General features: G+C 66.3%; 13 protein-coding genes and 1 pseudogene. 5 read left to right on the top strand and 9 right to left on the bottom strand.

The window, feature by feature from the left end:
- Positions 1 to 507: 507 nt before the first annotated feature.
- The 3 genes from NX1_RS03535 to NX1_RS03525 all read right to left on the bottom strand — a co-directional run bounded on the left by NX1_RS03535 (position 508) and on the right by NX1_RS03525 (position 4,672).
- On the bottom strand, positions 508 to 1,590 hold the full coding sequence (locus NX1_RS03535; protein ID WP_245668303.1) for a zinc-dependent alcohol dehydrogenase family protein: 1,083 nt from the start codon (positions 1,588 to 1,590) through the stop codon (positions 508 to 510).
- A 417-nt stretch (positions 1,591 to 2,007) separates the two neighbouring features.
- Positions 2,008 to 3,507, bottom strand: coding sequence for a HEAT repeat domain-containing protein (locus NX1_RS03530; protein WP_157119508.1), 1,500 nt, complete (start codon positions 3,505 to 3,507; stop codon positions 2,008 to 2,010).
- Positions 3,508 to 3,709: 202 nt separating this feature from the next.
- Positions 3,710 to 4,672, bottom strand: a complete 963-nt coding sequence (locus NX1_RS03525) for an NADP-dependent oxidoreductase (RefSeq protein WP_068053524.1) — start codon at positions 4,670 to 4,672, stop codon at positions 3,710 to 3,712.
- Between the two features lie 69 nt (positions 4,673 to 4,741).
- Here NX1_RS03525 and NX1_RS03520 point away from each other — a divergent pair, with 69 nt between their 5' ends.
- Positions 4,742 to 5,728, top strand: a complete 987-nt coding sequence (locus NX1_RS03520) for a GlxA family transcriptional regulator (RefSeq protein ID WP_084500928.1) — start codon at positions 4,742 to 4,744, stop codon at positions 5,726 to 5,728.
- A gap of 108 nt (positions 5,729 to 5,836) precedes the next feature.
- On the opposite strand, the gene NX1_RS03515 is transcribed toward NX1_RS03520, so the two are convergent.
- Positions 5,837 to 6,808, bottom strand: a complete 972-nt coding sequence (locus tag NX1_RS03515; protein WP_068053520.1) for an NAD(P)-dependent alcohol dehydrogenase — start codon at positions 6,806 to 6,808, stop codon at positions 5,837 to 5,839.
- 295 nt (positions 6,809 to 7,103) lie between these two features.
- Between NX1_RS03515 and NX1_RS03510 the strand changes: the two genes are divergently transcribed.
- On the top strand, positions 7,104 to 7,541 hold the full coding sequence (locus NX1_RS03510) for a GtrA family protein (RefSeq protein WP_084500986.1): 438 nt from the start codon (positions 7,104 to 7,106) through the stop codon (positions 7,539 to 7,541).
- Positions 7,542 to 7,545: 4 nt separating this feature from the next.
- Here the strand turns inward: NX1_RS03510 and NX1_RS03505 are convergent, their stop codons facing one another.
- Entirely contained in the window at positions 7,546 to 9,051 is a 1,506-nt protein-coding gene (locus tag NX1_RS03505) for an SDR family oxidoreductase (protein WP_068053518.1), read from the bottom strand.
- A gap of 227 nt (positions 9,052 to 9,278) precedes the next feature.
- Here NX1_RS03505 and NX1_RS03500 point away from each other — a divergent pair, with 227 nt between their 5' ends.
- A complete protein-coding gene (locus NX1_RS03500) occupies positions 9,279 to 10,265 on the top strand; it encodes a phytoene/squalene synthase family protein (protein ID WP_068053515.1) in 987 nt (328 codons plus the stop codon).
- A gap of 17 nt (positions 10,266 to 10,282) precedes the next feature.
- On the top strand, positions 10,283 to 10,501 hold the full coding sequence (locus NX1_RS03495; protein ID WP_068053511.1) for a hypervirulence associated TUDOR domain-containing protein: 219 nt from the start codon (positions 10,283 to 10,285) through the stop codon (positions 10,499 to 10,501).
- Positions 10,502 to 10,888: 387 nt separating this feature from the next.
- Here NX1_RS03495 and NX1_RS38845 read toward each other — a convergent pair whose 3' ends face one another.
- Complete coding sequence (locus tag NX1_RS38845; protein ID WP_507762093.1) at positions 10,889 to 11,458, bottom strand: PucR family transcriptional regulator; 570 nt, start codon at positions 11,456 to 11,458, stop codon at positions 10,889 to 10,891.
- A 268-nt stretch (positions 11,459 to 11,726) separates the two neighbouring features.
- Positions 11,727 to 12,116 (bottom strand): annotated as a pseudogene (locus NX1_RS38840) (RsbRD N-terminal domain-containing protein); the annotation flags it as partial.
- 406 nt (positions 12,117 to 12,522) lie between these two features.
- Here NX1_RS38840 and NX1_RS03485 point away from each other — a divergent pair.
- On the top strand, positions 12,523 to 13,434 hold the full coding sequence (locus NX1_RS03485) for a class I adenylate-forming enzyme family protein (protein WP_084500926.1): 912 nt from the start codon (positions 12,523 to 12,525) through the stop codon (positions 13,432 to 13,434).
- 268 nt (positions 13,435 to 13,702) lie between these two features.
- On the opposite strand, the gene NX1_RS36785 is transcribed toward NX1_RS03485, so the two are convergent.
- Positions 13,703 to 13,873: a hypothetical protein gene (locus NX1_RS36785; RefSeq protein ID WP_169812173.1), complete on the bottom strand. Its 171-nt coding sequence runs from the start codon at positions 13,871 to 13,873 to the stop codon at positions 13,703 to 13,705.
- 281 nt (positions 13,874 to 14,154) lie between these two features.
- The gene (locus NX1_RS03480; protein WP_245668301.1) at positions 14,155 to 14,790 is read right to left on the bottom strand and encodes a hypothetical protein; all 636 of its coding nucleotides are present in this window, start codon (positions 14,788 to 14,790) and stop codon (positions 14,155 to 14,157) included.
- Positions 14,791 to 14,826: the final 36 nt, after the last annotated feature.

Genomic DNA, 14,826 nt, shown 5'->3' with positions numbered 1-14,826 from the left:
GGGCGGCCGACGATCACCGGTGAATGTCTACCGGAAGACACAGCGCCGCAGGTGATACCGCGTGAGAGAAAGCCGAAGACTAGGGCGCTGGGGTAGCGGTGCGCTGTGCGCGGCGAAGCCGACTCCACGACCTGGCGAGGACGTGCGCACAGTGGACACGAGAATTTCGCGCGCGATCCGCGCGCGAACTCGGCGGTTCATCGGATGCGATGAACGCCCAACCCGGAATCGCCGCCTTCGAACTGGCGGCTACAGTCTGTCGACCTCGATGAGCACCCGGCCACCCTACCACCGGTGAAACCGCGCCCCGGGCGGCCGCCGTTGGAACACATGCGGCAGCGGGACGAAACCGCGCTTCGGCGCGCCTTTTCCGTGTCGGCCGGTCTTCTTCCGGCCCGACACCGGCCGTGTTTCCGGCTACACCATCGCGGCCCGGAGACCGCGACGCCGCTGCCGTCCAGTGGATTGTGAAACCCGGACGAAACGTCCGGAACCGCTGGCGGGTTCTTACGGCATGGTGATGACGACTTTGCCGAAGGGGTCACCCTCGGTGAAGTGGCGGAAGGCGTCGGCGGCTCGGTCGAACGGGAAGACCTGATCGATCACCGGCCGTGCGCGGTGCTCGGCGACAGCCCGATTCATGGCCTCGAAGTCGGTGCGGCTGCCGACCGCCAACCGCCGGATCGCCAGGTATTTGCCGCCCAGCGGATCGGCGGGGTGTTGCCCGGCCGGGGCGGGGAATGCGCCGATCAGCGTCACTTGTGCGTTGTAGGCCGCGGCCGCGAGGGATTTCGGCAGGGTGAGCGGGCCGACCGCGTCGATCACGTGGTCTGCGCCCATACCGTCGGTGAGGTCGAGCACTGCTTGTTCCCAGTCCGGCGTGCGAGTCCGGTCGACGACCTCGTCGGCGCCGAGCTTGCGCAGCCGCTCCGCCTTCTCGGCCGAGGATGTGATAGAAACGACGCGCGCCCCCAGTATTTTGGCGTGCTGCACGGCGAACAGTCCGACAACTCCGGAACCCACGGTCAAGACCGTCTGCCCGGCGCCCACCGGCACCGGCTTGGTGAGCCCCGCCCAGGCCACCAACCCGGCACAGGTGAGTGTCGCGGCCTCGGCGTCGGTCAGGTGCGCCGGCACGTGCACTACCGAATCCTCCTCCAGCACTATGTGTTCGGCCAGCCAGCCATCGTGGTTGGCACCGTACTGCTGCCACGACAGCGCCTGTGTCTGTGGGCCGTCGATCCAGCCGAGGAAGTAGGTGCCGGTGACCCTGTCTCCCACGGCGGCCCGAGTCACCTTGTCTCCCAGCGCGATCACCTCGCCGGTACCGGAGGCCAACGGCACCACGCCCGGTTCGGCGGGCACCGGATACGCGCCTTCCATGAGCATGATGTCGCGGCGGTCGATCGAGGCGGCGCGCACCCGCACCACGACCTGGTGTGGGCCTGGTCGCGGGATCTCTCGTGTCCGTGTGGTCAGTCCGTCCAAGCCGCGCATCGGTTCCAGGTGGTAGGCGCGGGAGACCCGGGCGTCGGGCACGTACTGCTCGGTCGAGTCGGCGCGTGCGTTGTCGTCGAAGCGATTGCTCATGGCGCTCGATTCTGCTCGGCGCACGAACACCTAGCGATTCCCTCCGGGGAATGAAAGCTGTGGTGGAAGCACGGGATTCCGGCGAATTGCGAGGAAACCGAACATGGCCAGCCGACTTACACCAAGCGCGTGACGGCGGCGATCCTTCCCGCCGGGCGTGTCGTGCAGCAGCCGCACCGCGCGGTGCGCTGCCGTCTTCCTCGAACATCCCACAATGCCGACTTCAGCGCATTCGAGGTGTCGCGTGGAAACGAGTCCGCCCGGGAGTAGATGCGACGGGTCGGCCGTTATGTCGATGACGAGGTGCTGGCCCGTATCTCGACCCGCGCACAGCGAGAACATCGACTTCTTCGGCACCGTCGAAGTCGACCTTCACGCCGAACTCGCCCGCCGGGGCGACTGCCGGTCGCCGAAGCGTCAGATGGGCAGGGCCCCATAGCGTCTGCTGTGCGGTTTGCCTGCGGGCACGGCCAGCACACCGGTGCCTTGGACACGGGTATGCGGTCCAAGTGCTTCGGGGCTCACCGACAGCCGCCAGGCCACCTCGAGGGATCTGAATTCCCAGCCCCCTGACTCCTCTTCGTCACGATGAGTGTCGAGAGGTTCATCGAGGTCGTCGGCATTGTCGTCGATGTCCTCGTGGCTCGTCTCGCCCTGGGTAGGCGGTGCGAAGTTTTCCAGCACCCACGCTGTGAATTTCTCGTCTGTCGACTCGTTGGGTGGGATCTCCGGTCGCACCGGTGGGACTCCCGTGCCGGGGTCATGCTCGTTCACCCAGGCCCGAAGTTCCTCGATGGTCGGTTGGCGTCCGGACTCGGCCGCAGGGCCGATCTGCACACCGCCCTCGATATCGAAGTCGTAGTAGCAGTACCGCACGACCTCACCCTTGTCGGCGACGCACCATCCGCTCTGATCCCAACATCCACCACTCTCGGTTTCGAGGTACCAGTGCGCTTTCCCGAAGCGGCGGCTCAATTCCGCGCAGCGGTGCTGCGCGGAGGCGAACGCGACTTCACCGTCAGCCACATTCCCGTCCGCGGCCAGCACGCCGCCGTCGGCGAATACCAACGTCCACCCGTCCAAGGCTGGTGTGACGAACACCTGCCCGTACGCACCGGTGATGCCGTAGCCGATGTACTCGGGCAACGGCCGCCATGGGCCGTCCAGCTGCCAGGGCGCGAATCCCATACGCATGGTCACGGGCACCGGGTCTCGAAGATCGAACGCGGCCAGTACTGCTGCCTGGTCGGTCGTCGGCAACGCGTACCACTCGCCTTGCGGGATCACCGGCCGCGGCACCTCGGTGAGCTGCTTGACCCGAATCAGGCGTTGGACCAACGCTTGGTCGGCCGTGCCCAACTCGGCCCAGTCGAGCTCCGCCAGGGCGCTGATCGCGGCGCGCCGGCCCAACATTCGTGTGTCTCGTACGGCGCGCAATACCGGGGCGACGCCGGGGCCGAGTTCGGCCAGGGACCACACGGCATTCTGCCGCACCCGCTCCAGTGGGCTGCCCAGCAGTGCCACCAGCACGGCTACCCGTTGATGGAGGCCAGCAGACACCGCGGGCGCGGGTAGCTCGGGGTCGCCACTGTGACCGTCAATGGCGAAGCGGGGTGGGTGAGTTCCGGCCGGTAGCCCGAGCAGACCGGCAAACCGATCGAACACGACCTCGTTCGGCGCTTCGATGAGGTCATCGATGAAGACGCCGAAGGAGATCTTGCTGTCACAGAGGTCCTCGCTCAGCATGTCGGCGCAATCCGGCCAGGCGTACGAGTACTTCTCGTATCGCAGCACTTCCACCAACACGTTGTAGATGTAGCCACCCCAGTCGGCCAACCTTTCCAAGCCTTTTCGGCGAACCTCCGGATCCACGTCGGTCACCTCAGCGAACAGCTTGGCTACAAGAGCGTCACCCACGACCGACAACGCTACCGCCCCACAAACATTCGACGGGCGCCAAAGCGGAATCACCAGCCTCCTCGGGCCAGGAACCGACCACCGCTGATGCGGCGCGGTCGTTCACGCATCCGACGACACGATCCTCGCACGACCTCTGGACTGGTCGATCGGCTTCATTTGCCGCGCATGGCCCGATCCTTGACGGCACCCGTATCGGCGGTCAGGGCACGGTGAGGACGAGTTTGCCGACGGTGCGGCCGGTGTCACCGAGAGCGTGCGCCTTGGCGGCCTCCGCGAGCGGGAAGGTACCGGCGATGGCGGGGCGCAGGGCGCCTTCCGCGGCCATGTCGGCGAGAGCCTGCATTCCGGCGTGATCGGCCTCGACCAGCATGACAACCGCTCGAACCGAACACTTTTCGGCCTCGGCCGACAGCAGGGCGGCGTCGCACGGTAGCAGGGATACCACGATGCCGCCGGGGCGCACCGTGCGCACGGAGTTCAGGACGCTCTCCATGCCGAGCGGGTCGACGACGACATCGACATCACGGATCGCTGTGGTGAAATCGGTTGTGCGGTAGTCGATCACCTCGTCGACACCGAGCTCGCGCAGGAAGGGGTGATTCGGCGCGCTCGCGGTGCCGATGACGTAGGCGCCGCGCGACTTGGCGATCTGCACCGCGTAATGCCCGACTCCTCCGGCCGCGGCGTGGACCAGAACCCGTTGCCCGGCTCGAACTTTCGCGGTATCGACGAGTGCCTGGTAAGCGGTCAAGGCGGCGAGGGGGATGGCGGCGGCTTCGACGTGGTTCAGATTGATGGGCTTTCGGGCGAATGCGCGAGCCGGACCGGTGACGTACTCGGCCGCAGCGCCGTGCCCATACGGATACGGCAGCATGCCGAAGACCTCGTCACCCGGTGCGAACACGGTGACGCCGTAGCCGGTGGCGACCACCTCACCGGCGACGTCCCAGCCCAGTATGAACGGCGGCGCGGGCAGGAACAGGCCGGAGACGGCCCGATGCTTCCAGTCGGTCGGGTTGAGGGCGGTGGCGCGCACCCGAACGAGGATCTCGCTCGGCCCCGGCTGTGGCACCGGCAGCTCGACCTCGCGCAGCACCTCGGGGCCGCCGAGGATGTCCTGGCTGATCGCGCGCATCGTGGCAGGGATATCGAAGTTGTTCATGGCTCGAGCCTGCCGTGCGCCGACGTGCGGCGAAATGGCGTGATTGCCATTGTTCGATAGGATCGTGCCATGGTGAGTGGAAGACCACATCGGGTGGTCGTGTTGGCGCTCGACGGCGTGTATCCGTTCGAGCTCGGCATTCCGAACCGCGTGTTCGGGGTGGCCGATGGTCGCTACGAGATACTCACCTGCTCGGTCGACGGCTCTCCGGTGCGCAGCCAGGCCGACTTCGCCATCGCCGTCCAGTACGACGCATCGGTCTTGGAAACGGCTGAGACGGTGGTGATTCCACCGTGCGACATCGCACCGTATCTCGCCGGTGAACCACCGCGATCGGTTGTCGGCGCGATGGCTCGAATTCGACCGGGCGCCAGGATCGTCTCGCTGTGTACGGCGGCGGCCGTGCTGGCGGCCACCGGCAGGCTGGCCGATCGGCCCGCCACCACACACTGGAACTCGGCCGACCGCTTCCGTCGCGCTTTCCCGTATGTCCGGCTCGATCCGAACGTCCTCTACGTCGACGACGGCGACATCCTCACCTCCGCGGGCGCCACCGCCGGTATCGATCTGTGTCTGCACCTGGTGCGTACCGATCACGGCAGCGAGATCGCGAACATGGTGGCGCGCCGCTGCGTGGTGCCGCCGTGGCGAGATGGCGGCCAGGCTCAGTTCATCGAACAGCCAGTGCCGCCTACGACGTCGGCGGGAACCGCGGCGGCCCGGCAGTGGGCACTGAGCCGTCTCCATCTCCCCCTGGTGCTGGCCGATCTGGCACAACAAGCCAGCATGAGCCATCGCACGTTCGCCCGCCGCTTCCGCGACGAGGTGGGTGTCAGTCCCGGCCGGTGGCTGATCCAGCAGCGCGTCTTCCGCGCACGCGAACTGCTCGAGTCCACCGACCTGTCCGTCGACCGCATCGCTTCCGAGGTCGGCTTCGCCACCGGCGCTTCCTTGCGCCAGCACTTGCACGAGGCGATCGGAGTCTCGCCCATGACCTACCGCCGCAACTTCCGTGCGTCGGCCGGTGTGTCCGGTCGACCTGCCGCGGACAGCTGAAGCGGAACCAGCTCAGCATCGCCAGGTACGCTGAGCGGCAAGGGCTCTCGTGCGCCGTGGTGGTCGGCAGTGTGGTGAGTGCGCGGGTCGGCGAGACGTGACGACTCGTCAGACCGTTATGACGACTTTCGCGCGCGCGTGCTCGGTTTCCAGGTAGTGAATGGCCGCGCCGGCCTCGCTGAGCGGGTAAGTCCGGTCGATGACCGGTGTGAGCTTCCCGGCTTCGGCGAGCTCGCCGAGCGTGCTCAGGTTGGCGGCGCGCTGCTCAACCTGGAGGACATCCACCCAGCGAGCGAAGCGCGCCACCACCATTCCCGTCACCATGAGCGCCATCGGCCCGACGACCGAGCCGCCCCGGTACACGCCGCCGCCGGAGAGAACGAGCTTTCCGGCCGGTGTCAGCGCTCGCCGCAAGGTGGTCAGCGAGTGGTTGCCGACCAAGTCGAAGATCAGGTCGTAACGCGCTGTGCCGCTGGTGAAGTTGTCCTTGGTGTAGTCGACGACGTGGTCGGCGCCGAGCGCTCGCGTCTGCTCGATGTTCTTGGTACTGCACACGGCGGTCACCTCCGCGCCGTAGGCCTTGGCGATCTGCACGGCGAACGTGCCGACGCCGCCGGACGCGCCGTTGATCAGCACTCGATGGCCCGGCTGGATCTGCCCGAGGTCCCGCAAGCCCATCAGTGCGGTGTTGCCCGCCAGCGGAATCGCGGCCGCCTGCTCGAATGTCAGGCGAGCCGGTTTGTGTCCGATCACGCTTTCCGGTGCGGCCACGTACTCGGCGAAGGCGCCATCGGCCTCGCCGAACACCTCGTCACCGGCCTTGAACCGCTGCACGTTTCGCCCGACGGACTCGACCCGGCCCGCGAAATCGCGGCCGCGGATCTTCGCCCGCGGCCCGCGCAGTCCCATCATCGGCCGGGCCAGGTACGGATCTCCCCGCATCACATGCCAGTCGAGGGCGTTGACCGCGGCAGCGTGCACCCGGACCAGCACCTCGTCGTCGCCAGGCACCGGTACGGCGACCTCGCCGAACTCGAGACCTTCCGGTGATCCGTACCGGTCCTGCGTGATCGCCTTCATTCAGTCCTCCATTCGCGCTACCCGCTGTCGCCGAAAACGGTAGATCGAGACACCGGCCCCAGGCATCGGGGAACCCCCTGAGACCAGCACTGATTTGTGCTGGGCCGGAACAGCTCGCCTGAGGCCGAACATCGTGTCCATGAACATGTCAGCCCGGTGTCAGGTCGTTGTCAGCCGAGCTGGCGACAGTATTCGTGTGAACAGCGCAGCAATCGCAGGTTCCGGGCTGAAGGCATACGAGGACGCAACGATTCTCGATGGCATCGCTCAGACGATCGGCGCCGGTCCTTACCCGATGCTGCGCAGGGAATGGCTCGACCGAACCTCCCGCGTGACGCGGTATCTGCGCGGCGATCACGCTTTTGCTCAGTTGATCCGGTTCGCTCTGGTCGGCGGCTCCAGCAACATCGCCTATGTCCTGCTGTTCATGGCCACGAACGGGGTCAGCCCGCTGGTCGCCAATGTCGCGGGCTCGATCGTCAGCACGGTGATCGCGAACGAAATGCACCGGCAGCTCACCTTTCGTGCGGCCGGAAGGGTCGGCTGGTTCACCGCACAGTGGGAAGGTGGCGGGCTGGCGCTGATCGGCCTGCTGATCAGCACGGCGGCGCTGGCCGGTCTGGGGTTCGTCGCGCCCGGCCTCGGCGAGATCGCACAGGCGGGCGCCGTCATCGCCGTCATGGCGACGGTCGGCGGTCTGCGCTTCCTGGCACTGCGCGGCTTCGTCTTCTGAAAGGTCACCGGCCTCGAATCAGCTTCGGAGTCAACGCGATCGATGACAGAGGGCGTTTCGTCGCTTCCGCCTTCGCCGTGATGTTGCGCGCCATGCCGCCGAACACGAGGGCGTGGAAGGGGGCGACGGAGTGCCAGTACGCCTGCCCAGCCAGTCCCCGTGGTTCGAACACCGCGCACTGGCGGTACAGCGCGCCGCCTGTGGGTGTCGGTGTGACGGACAGTTCCAGCCATGCCCGTCCTGGAACGCGCATCTCCGCCCGCAGCCGCAGCAACCGCGGGCGTTCGAGTGTTTCGACGCGCCACCAATCGAGCGCCTCACCCTGGCGGAGGGTATGGGGATGCCGTCGTCCTCGGCGCAGACCGACACCGCCGAAGATTCGATCCAGCCATCCGCGAACTGCCCACGCGAGCGGGAACGAGTACCAGCCGTGTTCCCCGCCGACCGATTCGATCACCGACCACAGAACCTCGGGATCCGCGTGAACCGGTCGTTCGCGGAGATCCCGATACAGCGAGCCGCCCGCCCAATCGGGATCCGACGGTAGTGGATCCGAGGGTGTCTGCGGTGGACTGGCATCCGACCATCGGGTGGGCACGTCGAGGTCTCGAATTCTGGTGAGCGCCAGCGTCACCGCCTCGCGGAAGGGTATCGGCCCGGCCGGCGGGTCTGGGATGAGCCGCGAAATGGTGTGGTCGGAACACGCGACGTCGTTGATCAACGACTCCATCAACGGAACCGCGATCGCGCGTGGCACCGGTGTCACCAAGTTGACCCACTGGGCCGACAGCCACGGTGTCAGGAGCGGTACGGGGATGACGACACGGCGAGGCAGCTGAGCTGCTTCGGCATACGTCTGCATCATGTCCTCGTAGGTGACGATGTCCGGGCCTCCGATATCGAAGGCCCCGACCTGATCCGGCCCCAGCTCCGCGCCCTGTACCAGGTAATAGAGGACGTCGCGGACGGCGATCGGTTGCACTCTGTTCCTGACCCACCGCGGAGTGACCATGACGGGTAGCCGCTCGGTGAGGTAGCGCAGCATCTCGAAGCTCGCGGAGCCCGACCCGATGACCACCCCGGCCCGCAGAACCAGTGCCGGGACGGGAGAGGCCAGGAAGATCTGTCCGACTTCGGCGCGCGAGGCCAGGTGGCGCGACAGCGGTTGATTCGCGGGAGTGATGCCGCCGAGGTAGATGATGCGACGCACCCGTGCTTTCGCGGCGGCAGCGGCGACGCGAGCGGCCGCCGCACGGTCGATCTCCCCGAAATCCGCGCGGTCGAGCGAATGGACGAGGTAGTAGAGCACTTCCTGCCCTGCGACGGAGTCGCGGACATCCTCGTCGCTGAGGACATCGCCGCCCACGATCTCGACCCGATCGCGCCATGGTGCGTCGGCGAGCTTCCCCGGGCTGCGCGCGACCACGCGTACCGAGTGACCGGCTCGGAGCAGCTCAGGAACCAGCCGGCCACCGATGTATCCGGTAGCGCCGAACACCACGCATCGCATATTTGCACCTCGGATCGCATCGACTGTGCATCAATTCGACGCTACCCCGATCGGGGTCGTACTGCGAGGCCTCGCATCGAACCGGTACCGAAGAATCGTAGATTGCATCGAAGACGCATCGTTTATCGCGTACTATGGGGAGACCGCTCAGCAAGCCCGGCGGAGGGATGGTGGCACGGCCCGATGCTCACCGGCGGCCCGCTCCTACCACTGATCGGACACTCGAGATGACGCGTACCGAACTCGATGCGGCAGGAATCACCGATCGATCGCTACGACGGTCGTATGAACACTGCCGGGCGCTCAACGCCCAGCACGGCAAGACGTTCTTCCTGGCCACGCGGTTGCTCGCGCCCGACCAGCGACCAGGGGTGCACGCGCTCTACGGCTTCGCCCGCCGGGCGGACGACATCATCGACGATCTCGATCCACGACTCGGTACCGCCGAGCGAGCGTCCCAATTGGCCGGTCTGGCAGAGAAATTCAAAGCGGGTGACACGATCGGCGATCCGGTGCTGGCCGCGGTGTTGCACACCGCCGACCGCTACCGCATACCGGATGATCTCTTCGATGCTTTCCTCGCGTCGATGCGGATGGATTTGTCGGTCACCGATTATCCCGATCGCGAGACGCTGAATCGCTACGTCTACGGATCGGCCGAAGTGATCGGTCTTCAGTTGCTTCCGATTCTCGGCACGACGACATCGGAGCAAGACGCGGCGCCGTATGCGGCCGCGCTCGGGAAGGCGTTTCAGCTCACCAACTTCTTGCGCGATATCGACGATGATCTGGCCCGCAACCGCGTCTATCTGCCCGCCGACGAACTGGCCGTACACGGCGTGGACCGGGAACGCCTGATCTGGTGCAGTCGATTCGGCCACGCGGATGTCAGGGTGCGCCGCGCACTCGCCGCGCAGCACGAGATCGCCCGGCGGATATACGACTTCGCGCGTGGCGGCATCGAACGGCTGACACCGCGATCTCGCCCCTGCGTGGCGACCGCGCTACTGCTGTACTCCGAAATTCTCGACCGCATCGAAGACATCGATTTCGAGGTGTTCGGCCATCGCGCCACCGTTGGCGCCCGGCGACGTGTTCGCGTGGGCGCCGAAGGCCTGCTGCGCGCGTGGTGGGCGCGCAGCGGGCGACAGGTGCAGAGCCCGAATGGATTTGGACGTTCGTCGACATCGCCCGGAGCTCGAGAAATTCGGTAATGGGAGAGGGTGTTTCGATGGGAAAGCGACAGCTTCGTAAGGGCGAGAAAGTGCAGTGGCGCAGCCACGGCAGCACCACTTCGGGCACCGTCGAAGAGCGGATCACTTCCGACACGACGGAAGCGGGCCGGACGGTGCGGGCCTCGAAGGACTCACCGCAGTACCGAGTTCGCAGTGCCAAGAGCGGCAAGGACGCGGTGCACAAGCCCGACGCGCTGCGACCGAAGAACTATTGAGACCGATAGACCCCTGCCGGCGGAGGGGAACACCGGCCAGCGGCGTCGGGGCCGGGCCACGCGAGGGGCGGGCAATACGTCAGCGCACCCAGCCACGGTGAGTTCCAGGCGTGCGCTTCCCGGAGTTGCTGCTACCGAATGCCGCGAGTATGCCGGAGAGTGTCCGATTCGGTCGCGAATTTGTCCATCCAGCCACTTCCGGGGCGTCTACCGGGTGCAGCGAAGTATCACGCCCACGCCGTGGACGGGCTCGGGCGGTGCTCGACGGAAGAATGACGCGCTGCAACGGATTTTGCTCCGGTGAGGCAGGGTTGGTGTACAGGAGACGAATTCGGGTCTGATCGCATTCGTTCGGGGTGCGGGCCGAGAGCGGATCGGTAGCCGTACTTACTGGTTCGGGTCCGGCCGCAGAACACCTGGGCCGTACCAGTGGCACACCAGCAGTGCGAGTTCGACGTCGAGCCGGTCGGCGCCGATCGGGCGCCCGCGTCGAGCGACGGCGCGTCCGATTCGGTATTTGACGGAGTTCGAATGCAGATTCAGCTCGGTGGCGGCGGCTTTGTAGCTGGATCCGCTGCCCAGGAATATCCGCAGGGTGTCACGCAAGCGTTCGTCGTGCTCGTCGTCACCGGCCAGGTTGCCGAGCACCTCGCTCACCCAGTCGCGGGTCTCGGCGAGGGTGCCGCCCAGCAGTGCGGCAATCATCAGACCGGGGTCGTCGGCGGCGACGACGGTGGACGAGGACAGCCCGCGCGCCACAGCGACGGAGCAGGCGCGTTGAGCGCTGTGATGGGAGGCGCGGAAGCCATCGATTCCCGCGGCGACGGTGCCGATCGCAACGTTCGGGTGGTCGCGGTGGGCGGTCACGAATGTGCGTACTTCGCTGACCAGGGCTCGCGGCGCGGTCCGGTACGGCAGCCAGGCCCAGACGCTGACCTGATCCGCGACGACGACCAGCGGGCTGGACGCGGCGGCAACCGCGTCCCCGAGTTCGCGGACGACCCGTTGCAGGCGCGGAATCGCATCGCTGTCGGTCGGTCTCGGCGTCGGGATACCACAGCACGAGCGCCAGGTGTCGCCAGCGCAGCGGATACCGGATCGCCTCGGTCACCGCGTCGACATCGATGCTCTTGCGGCCATCGAGTACCTCGCGAACCCGTACCGCGCGGACGCTGTTCTGGCCTTCCAGCCAGCGCTCCCGCTCTTCGTCGTAGATCGTCACGAGCTGTTCGGTGATGCGGTCGCTGAAGTCGAACAGAGTCGCGGTGATGCGTTCGATCACGCTGATCCGCTCGGCCGGGGGAATGGCCAGTGTCTGCAATTCGGCGAAGACCAGCTCGGTCATGCGCTGCTGCCCGAGCCGGTAGGCGCGGATAAGGGCATTGGCAGGCACCCCTTGCCGGGCCAGGCGTCTGGCGAATCCCACCGCGGCAAGCGGAGCTCGAACGTCCGCGGCGGGAAGGTCGTAGCGCAAGGCGCGTAGAACGGTGGCGACGTTGGATTCGATGCTGGCCGTGAGCAGATCAGTGCTGCGCAGATCGCCGCGAAGCTCGGGGATGCCGTCTTCGAGGTAGTCGCGGATGGCCGCGCTGACGTCGGTCACCCGGTCATTCATCCGGGCGGCTATCGCCGCGATGAAGCGGTCTGCATCGACATCGTCGTGACGCGCGATCGCCACGTCCTCAACCCTAATCTCCTGCCGACCCTCGTGGCAGTGTTCGATCCGCATGTTCTCCCGCGACAAAATCGCGAGAACTCCCTCCCGCATCGCATCGAGCGACCCAGCGGCTGCCCATCCCCATGGCAGGCTGCGCCACTGCCTGGTGAATGCCGTCCACATCGATATTGCGCCGTGACGAAGCGGCTGTTGAATCGCGACTACCGCCTAGCGGATCAAGGCGTCGGCATTGTCCTCGAGCAACAACACGCGCAGCGAAGTTCATCCACACGCGACGGTGTGGAGCGACCCCAGGTATTCCTACCGTTGGTGCCATTCCCACACCCCCTCCCCAGGACCGACCATGGACCTTGCGACACTCCCTGACCGCCGTGCATACACCGCGCCACACGCCGCTGCCGTCGCCGATGACAACACAGACCTGAACAACACCGTATTTCTGACCGCCGTACGGCGGGCCACTACTTCCCTGCGCGCCGCGGGAGTCTCGACGGGCGACGTAGTCGCGATCATGCTGCCCAACACAGCCGCCCTCGTCGTATCACTGTTCGCCACTTGGCGCCTAGGTGCCACTGCCACTCCCATAGACCCAGCCTTGCCCGCTGAAGACGCCTGCCGTCGAATGGCGGACACGGGCGCCGAAGTCCTCATCGCCGTGCACGAACCCGCCTACGCCTTGCCGGTGCGAACCGTCATACCCGCGGACACGCTCACCACAGCACGGCCCGACACGGGCAAGCCCGCAGGGGCCCGCGACGACGCACCGGCACTACTCATCCACACCAACAACTCCGGCGGCGATCGTGAAATCGTGTCGCTCGACCACCTGAAGCTCAACGCCCTATGCCGATTGGCGATCGAGATATTCGCACTCGCCGACACCGACCACAGCCTGTCGATCCTGCCGCTGTTCCATGTCAACGGCATCGCGGTGGGCACCGTGTCGCCACTACTCGCTGGTGGCCGCACCACTGTCGCCGGCCCATTCAGTCCCACCACATTCTTCGACCGGATCGAATGTAGCCGCGCCACCTACTTCACCGCCGACCCGGCCATGTACACGCAGTTGTCCGATCTCCCCGCCGAGATACAGCCCAACACCACGTCCGTCCGGTTCGGCATCTGCGGTGCCGCGCGAGCCGGCGCCGAACTGCGGACCAAGTTCGAACACCGCTACGGAATACCGATCATCCACGACCACGGACTGACCGAGGTACCTGGACGAGCACGCTCCATCCGCCCGACGGCACCTTGAAACACTCCTGCCGATCCAGATGATCCGACCCGCCGGACCCGGACTCAGCCCTTCGTTGGCCGGATTCGCGCGAGCACGACCAAGGTGTCCGGCGAGGGGTCGTCCTTTCAAGCGGCTGATAGACCGCAATCTCCACCCAGGGATGTTCGCCCTGGGTGGAGATGCTTCAAAAGCTTTGCTGCGGTGGCGATTTCGGACGGGTGGTCAAGGGTGTCTCGTCACCACGAGCGATCTCGCGACTGCCGCGAGCTGAACCGGCCCCAGGCGGTTACAGGCAGAAACTGATTTCGATCTGGCCGATCGGGATGCCGGTGCACACTTCCACCGAACCTGACACGGGGGTTGCGGCGGGGGCCGCGGTTGCGGTACCGGCGCTCAGGGCGCCGGCGGAAAGCGCCAGGGCGGCGACGGCAAATGGGCGGACAATTCTCGAGGTCATACTTCGTCCTCTGTTTGTGAATCAAATAGCGTCCCAGTTCGGGACGCGCCCATCAGATCACGGTTCGGTTACCCGGGAGTAGGCCTGTGCGATCGCCCTGTGCAGGTAACAAGACATCGCTAAAGCGTTTGTGTTAATTCGCTTTTCAGGTGTCGGTGTCGTGCGCGCGACTCGGGGCGGGCCGACGCCCGGCTCGGCCAGGGCGTCGGCTCTGTGCTTTCCGGTCTTGGAACCGCACTACTCCGCCGATACCGCTCGCCGGGATGATCACCTGTTCTGCGCTACCGGCCCGTGTCCTCGATCCACCGTCGCAATCCGCCCGGCTGACGCAGCATGAGGACGCCGATGGCGGCGACGACGATGCCGCGTGGCGCCTCGTAGAGGAATCCGGTCAGGCCCTGGGTGGCGGGAATCGGGACGAAGAAGCCGAGTCCGGCGACGAGGGTGAGCACCGCGATCCAGCGGGGTACCGTGTTGTTGCGCAGCATGCTCGCACCCATGAGCCCCAGGCCGATGAGCAGGACGATGGCGCCGACGATGTTGAACAACGCGAACGCCGTCGTGCCGATCATGTTGTCGTTGCCGGCGATCAGGTGCGCGGTGTCGGCGTCGGACGCGAACGGGTAGGCGACGAACAGCTCGACGGTGAGGTGACCGGCTGCGGTGACGATGTTGGCGAGCAGGTAGCAGACCAAGCCGATGAATCCGGCCGTGCCGAGTCTCGGCCGCATCCACGCGTACATCCCCGGCAGGCCGAGGATCAACAGGATGGTTCCTATACCGAGCAGGATTTGCGCGGTCGGCGCGCCGGGGCTGGTGAGCGCCTCGGCCGAATGGCTCTTACCCGCGACGATCGGATGCAGTGTGCCGCCCGCGATGCACAGGGGGCCTGCGATGCTCAGTGCGGCGCCGCACATTCGCAGTACAGTCTCGCGAGAGGGGCCGATGGTCCG

The sequence above is a fragment of the Nocardia xishanensis NBRC 101358 genome, assembly GCF_001613365.1.
Lineage (GTDB): Bacteria > Actinomycetota > Actinomycetes > Mycobacteriales > Mycobacteriaceae > Nocardia > Nocardia xishanensis.
The sequence above is the reverse complement of the archived record's forward strand: the minus strand, read 5'-3'. Positions and strand labels throughout refer to the sequence as shown.

Coding starts and splice junctions, on each gene's coding strand:
- NX1_RS03515 (WP_068053520.1), bottom strand. CDS start 6,808: ATGAAGGCGATCACGCAGGACCGGTACGGATCACCGGAAGGTCTCGAG.
- NX1_RS36785 (WP_169812173.1), bottom strand. CDS start 13,873: ATGACCTCGAGAATTGTCCGCCCATTTGCCGTCGCCGCCCTGGCGCTT.
- NX1_RS03505 (WP_068053518.1), bottom strand. CDS start 9,051: ATGCGATGCGTGGTGTTCGGCGCTACCGGATACATCGGTGGCCGGCTG.
- NX1_RS03480 (WP_245668301.1), bottom strand. CDS start 14,790: ATGTGCGGCGCCGCACTGAGCATCGCAGGCCCCCTGTGCATCGCGGGC.
- NX1_RS03525 (WP_068053524.1), bottom strand. CDS start 4,672: ATGAACAACTTCGATATCCCTGCCACGATGCGCGCGATCAGCCAGGAC.
- NX1_RS03510 (WP_084500986.1), top strand. CDS start 7,104: ATGCTGCGCAGGGAATGGCTCGACCGAACCTCCCGCGTGACGCGGTAT.
- NX1_RS03485 (WP_084500926.1), top strand. CDS start 12,523: ATGGACCTTGCGACACTCCCTGACCGCCGTGCATACACCGCGCCACAC.
- NX1_RS03535 (WP_245668303.1), bottom strand. CDS start 1,590: ATGAGCAATCGCTTCGACGACAACGCACGCGCCGACTCGACCGAGCAG.
- NX1_RS03500 (WP_068053515.1), top strand. CDS start 9,279: ATGACGCGTACCGAACTCGATGCGGCAGGAATCACCGATCGATCGCTA.
- NX1_RS03495 (WP_068053511.1), top strand. CDS start 10,283: ATGGGAAAGCGACAGCTTCGTAAGGGCGAGAAAGTGCAGTGGCGCAGC.
- NX1_RS03520 (WP_084500928.1), top strand. CDS start 4,742: ATGGTGAGTGGAAGACCACATCGGGTGGTCGTGTTGGCGCTCGACGGC.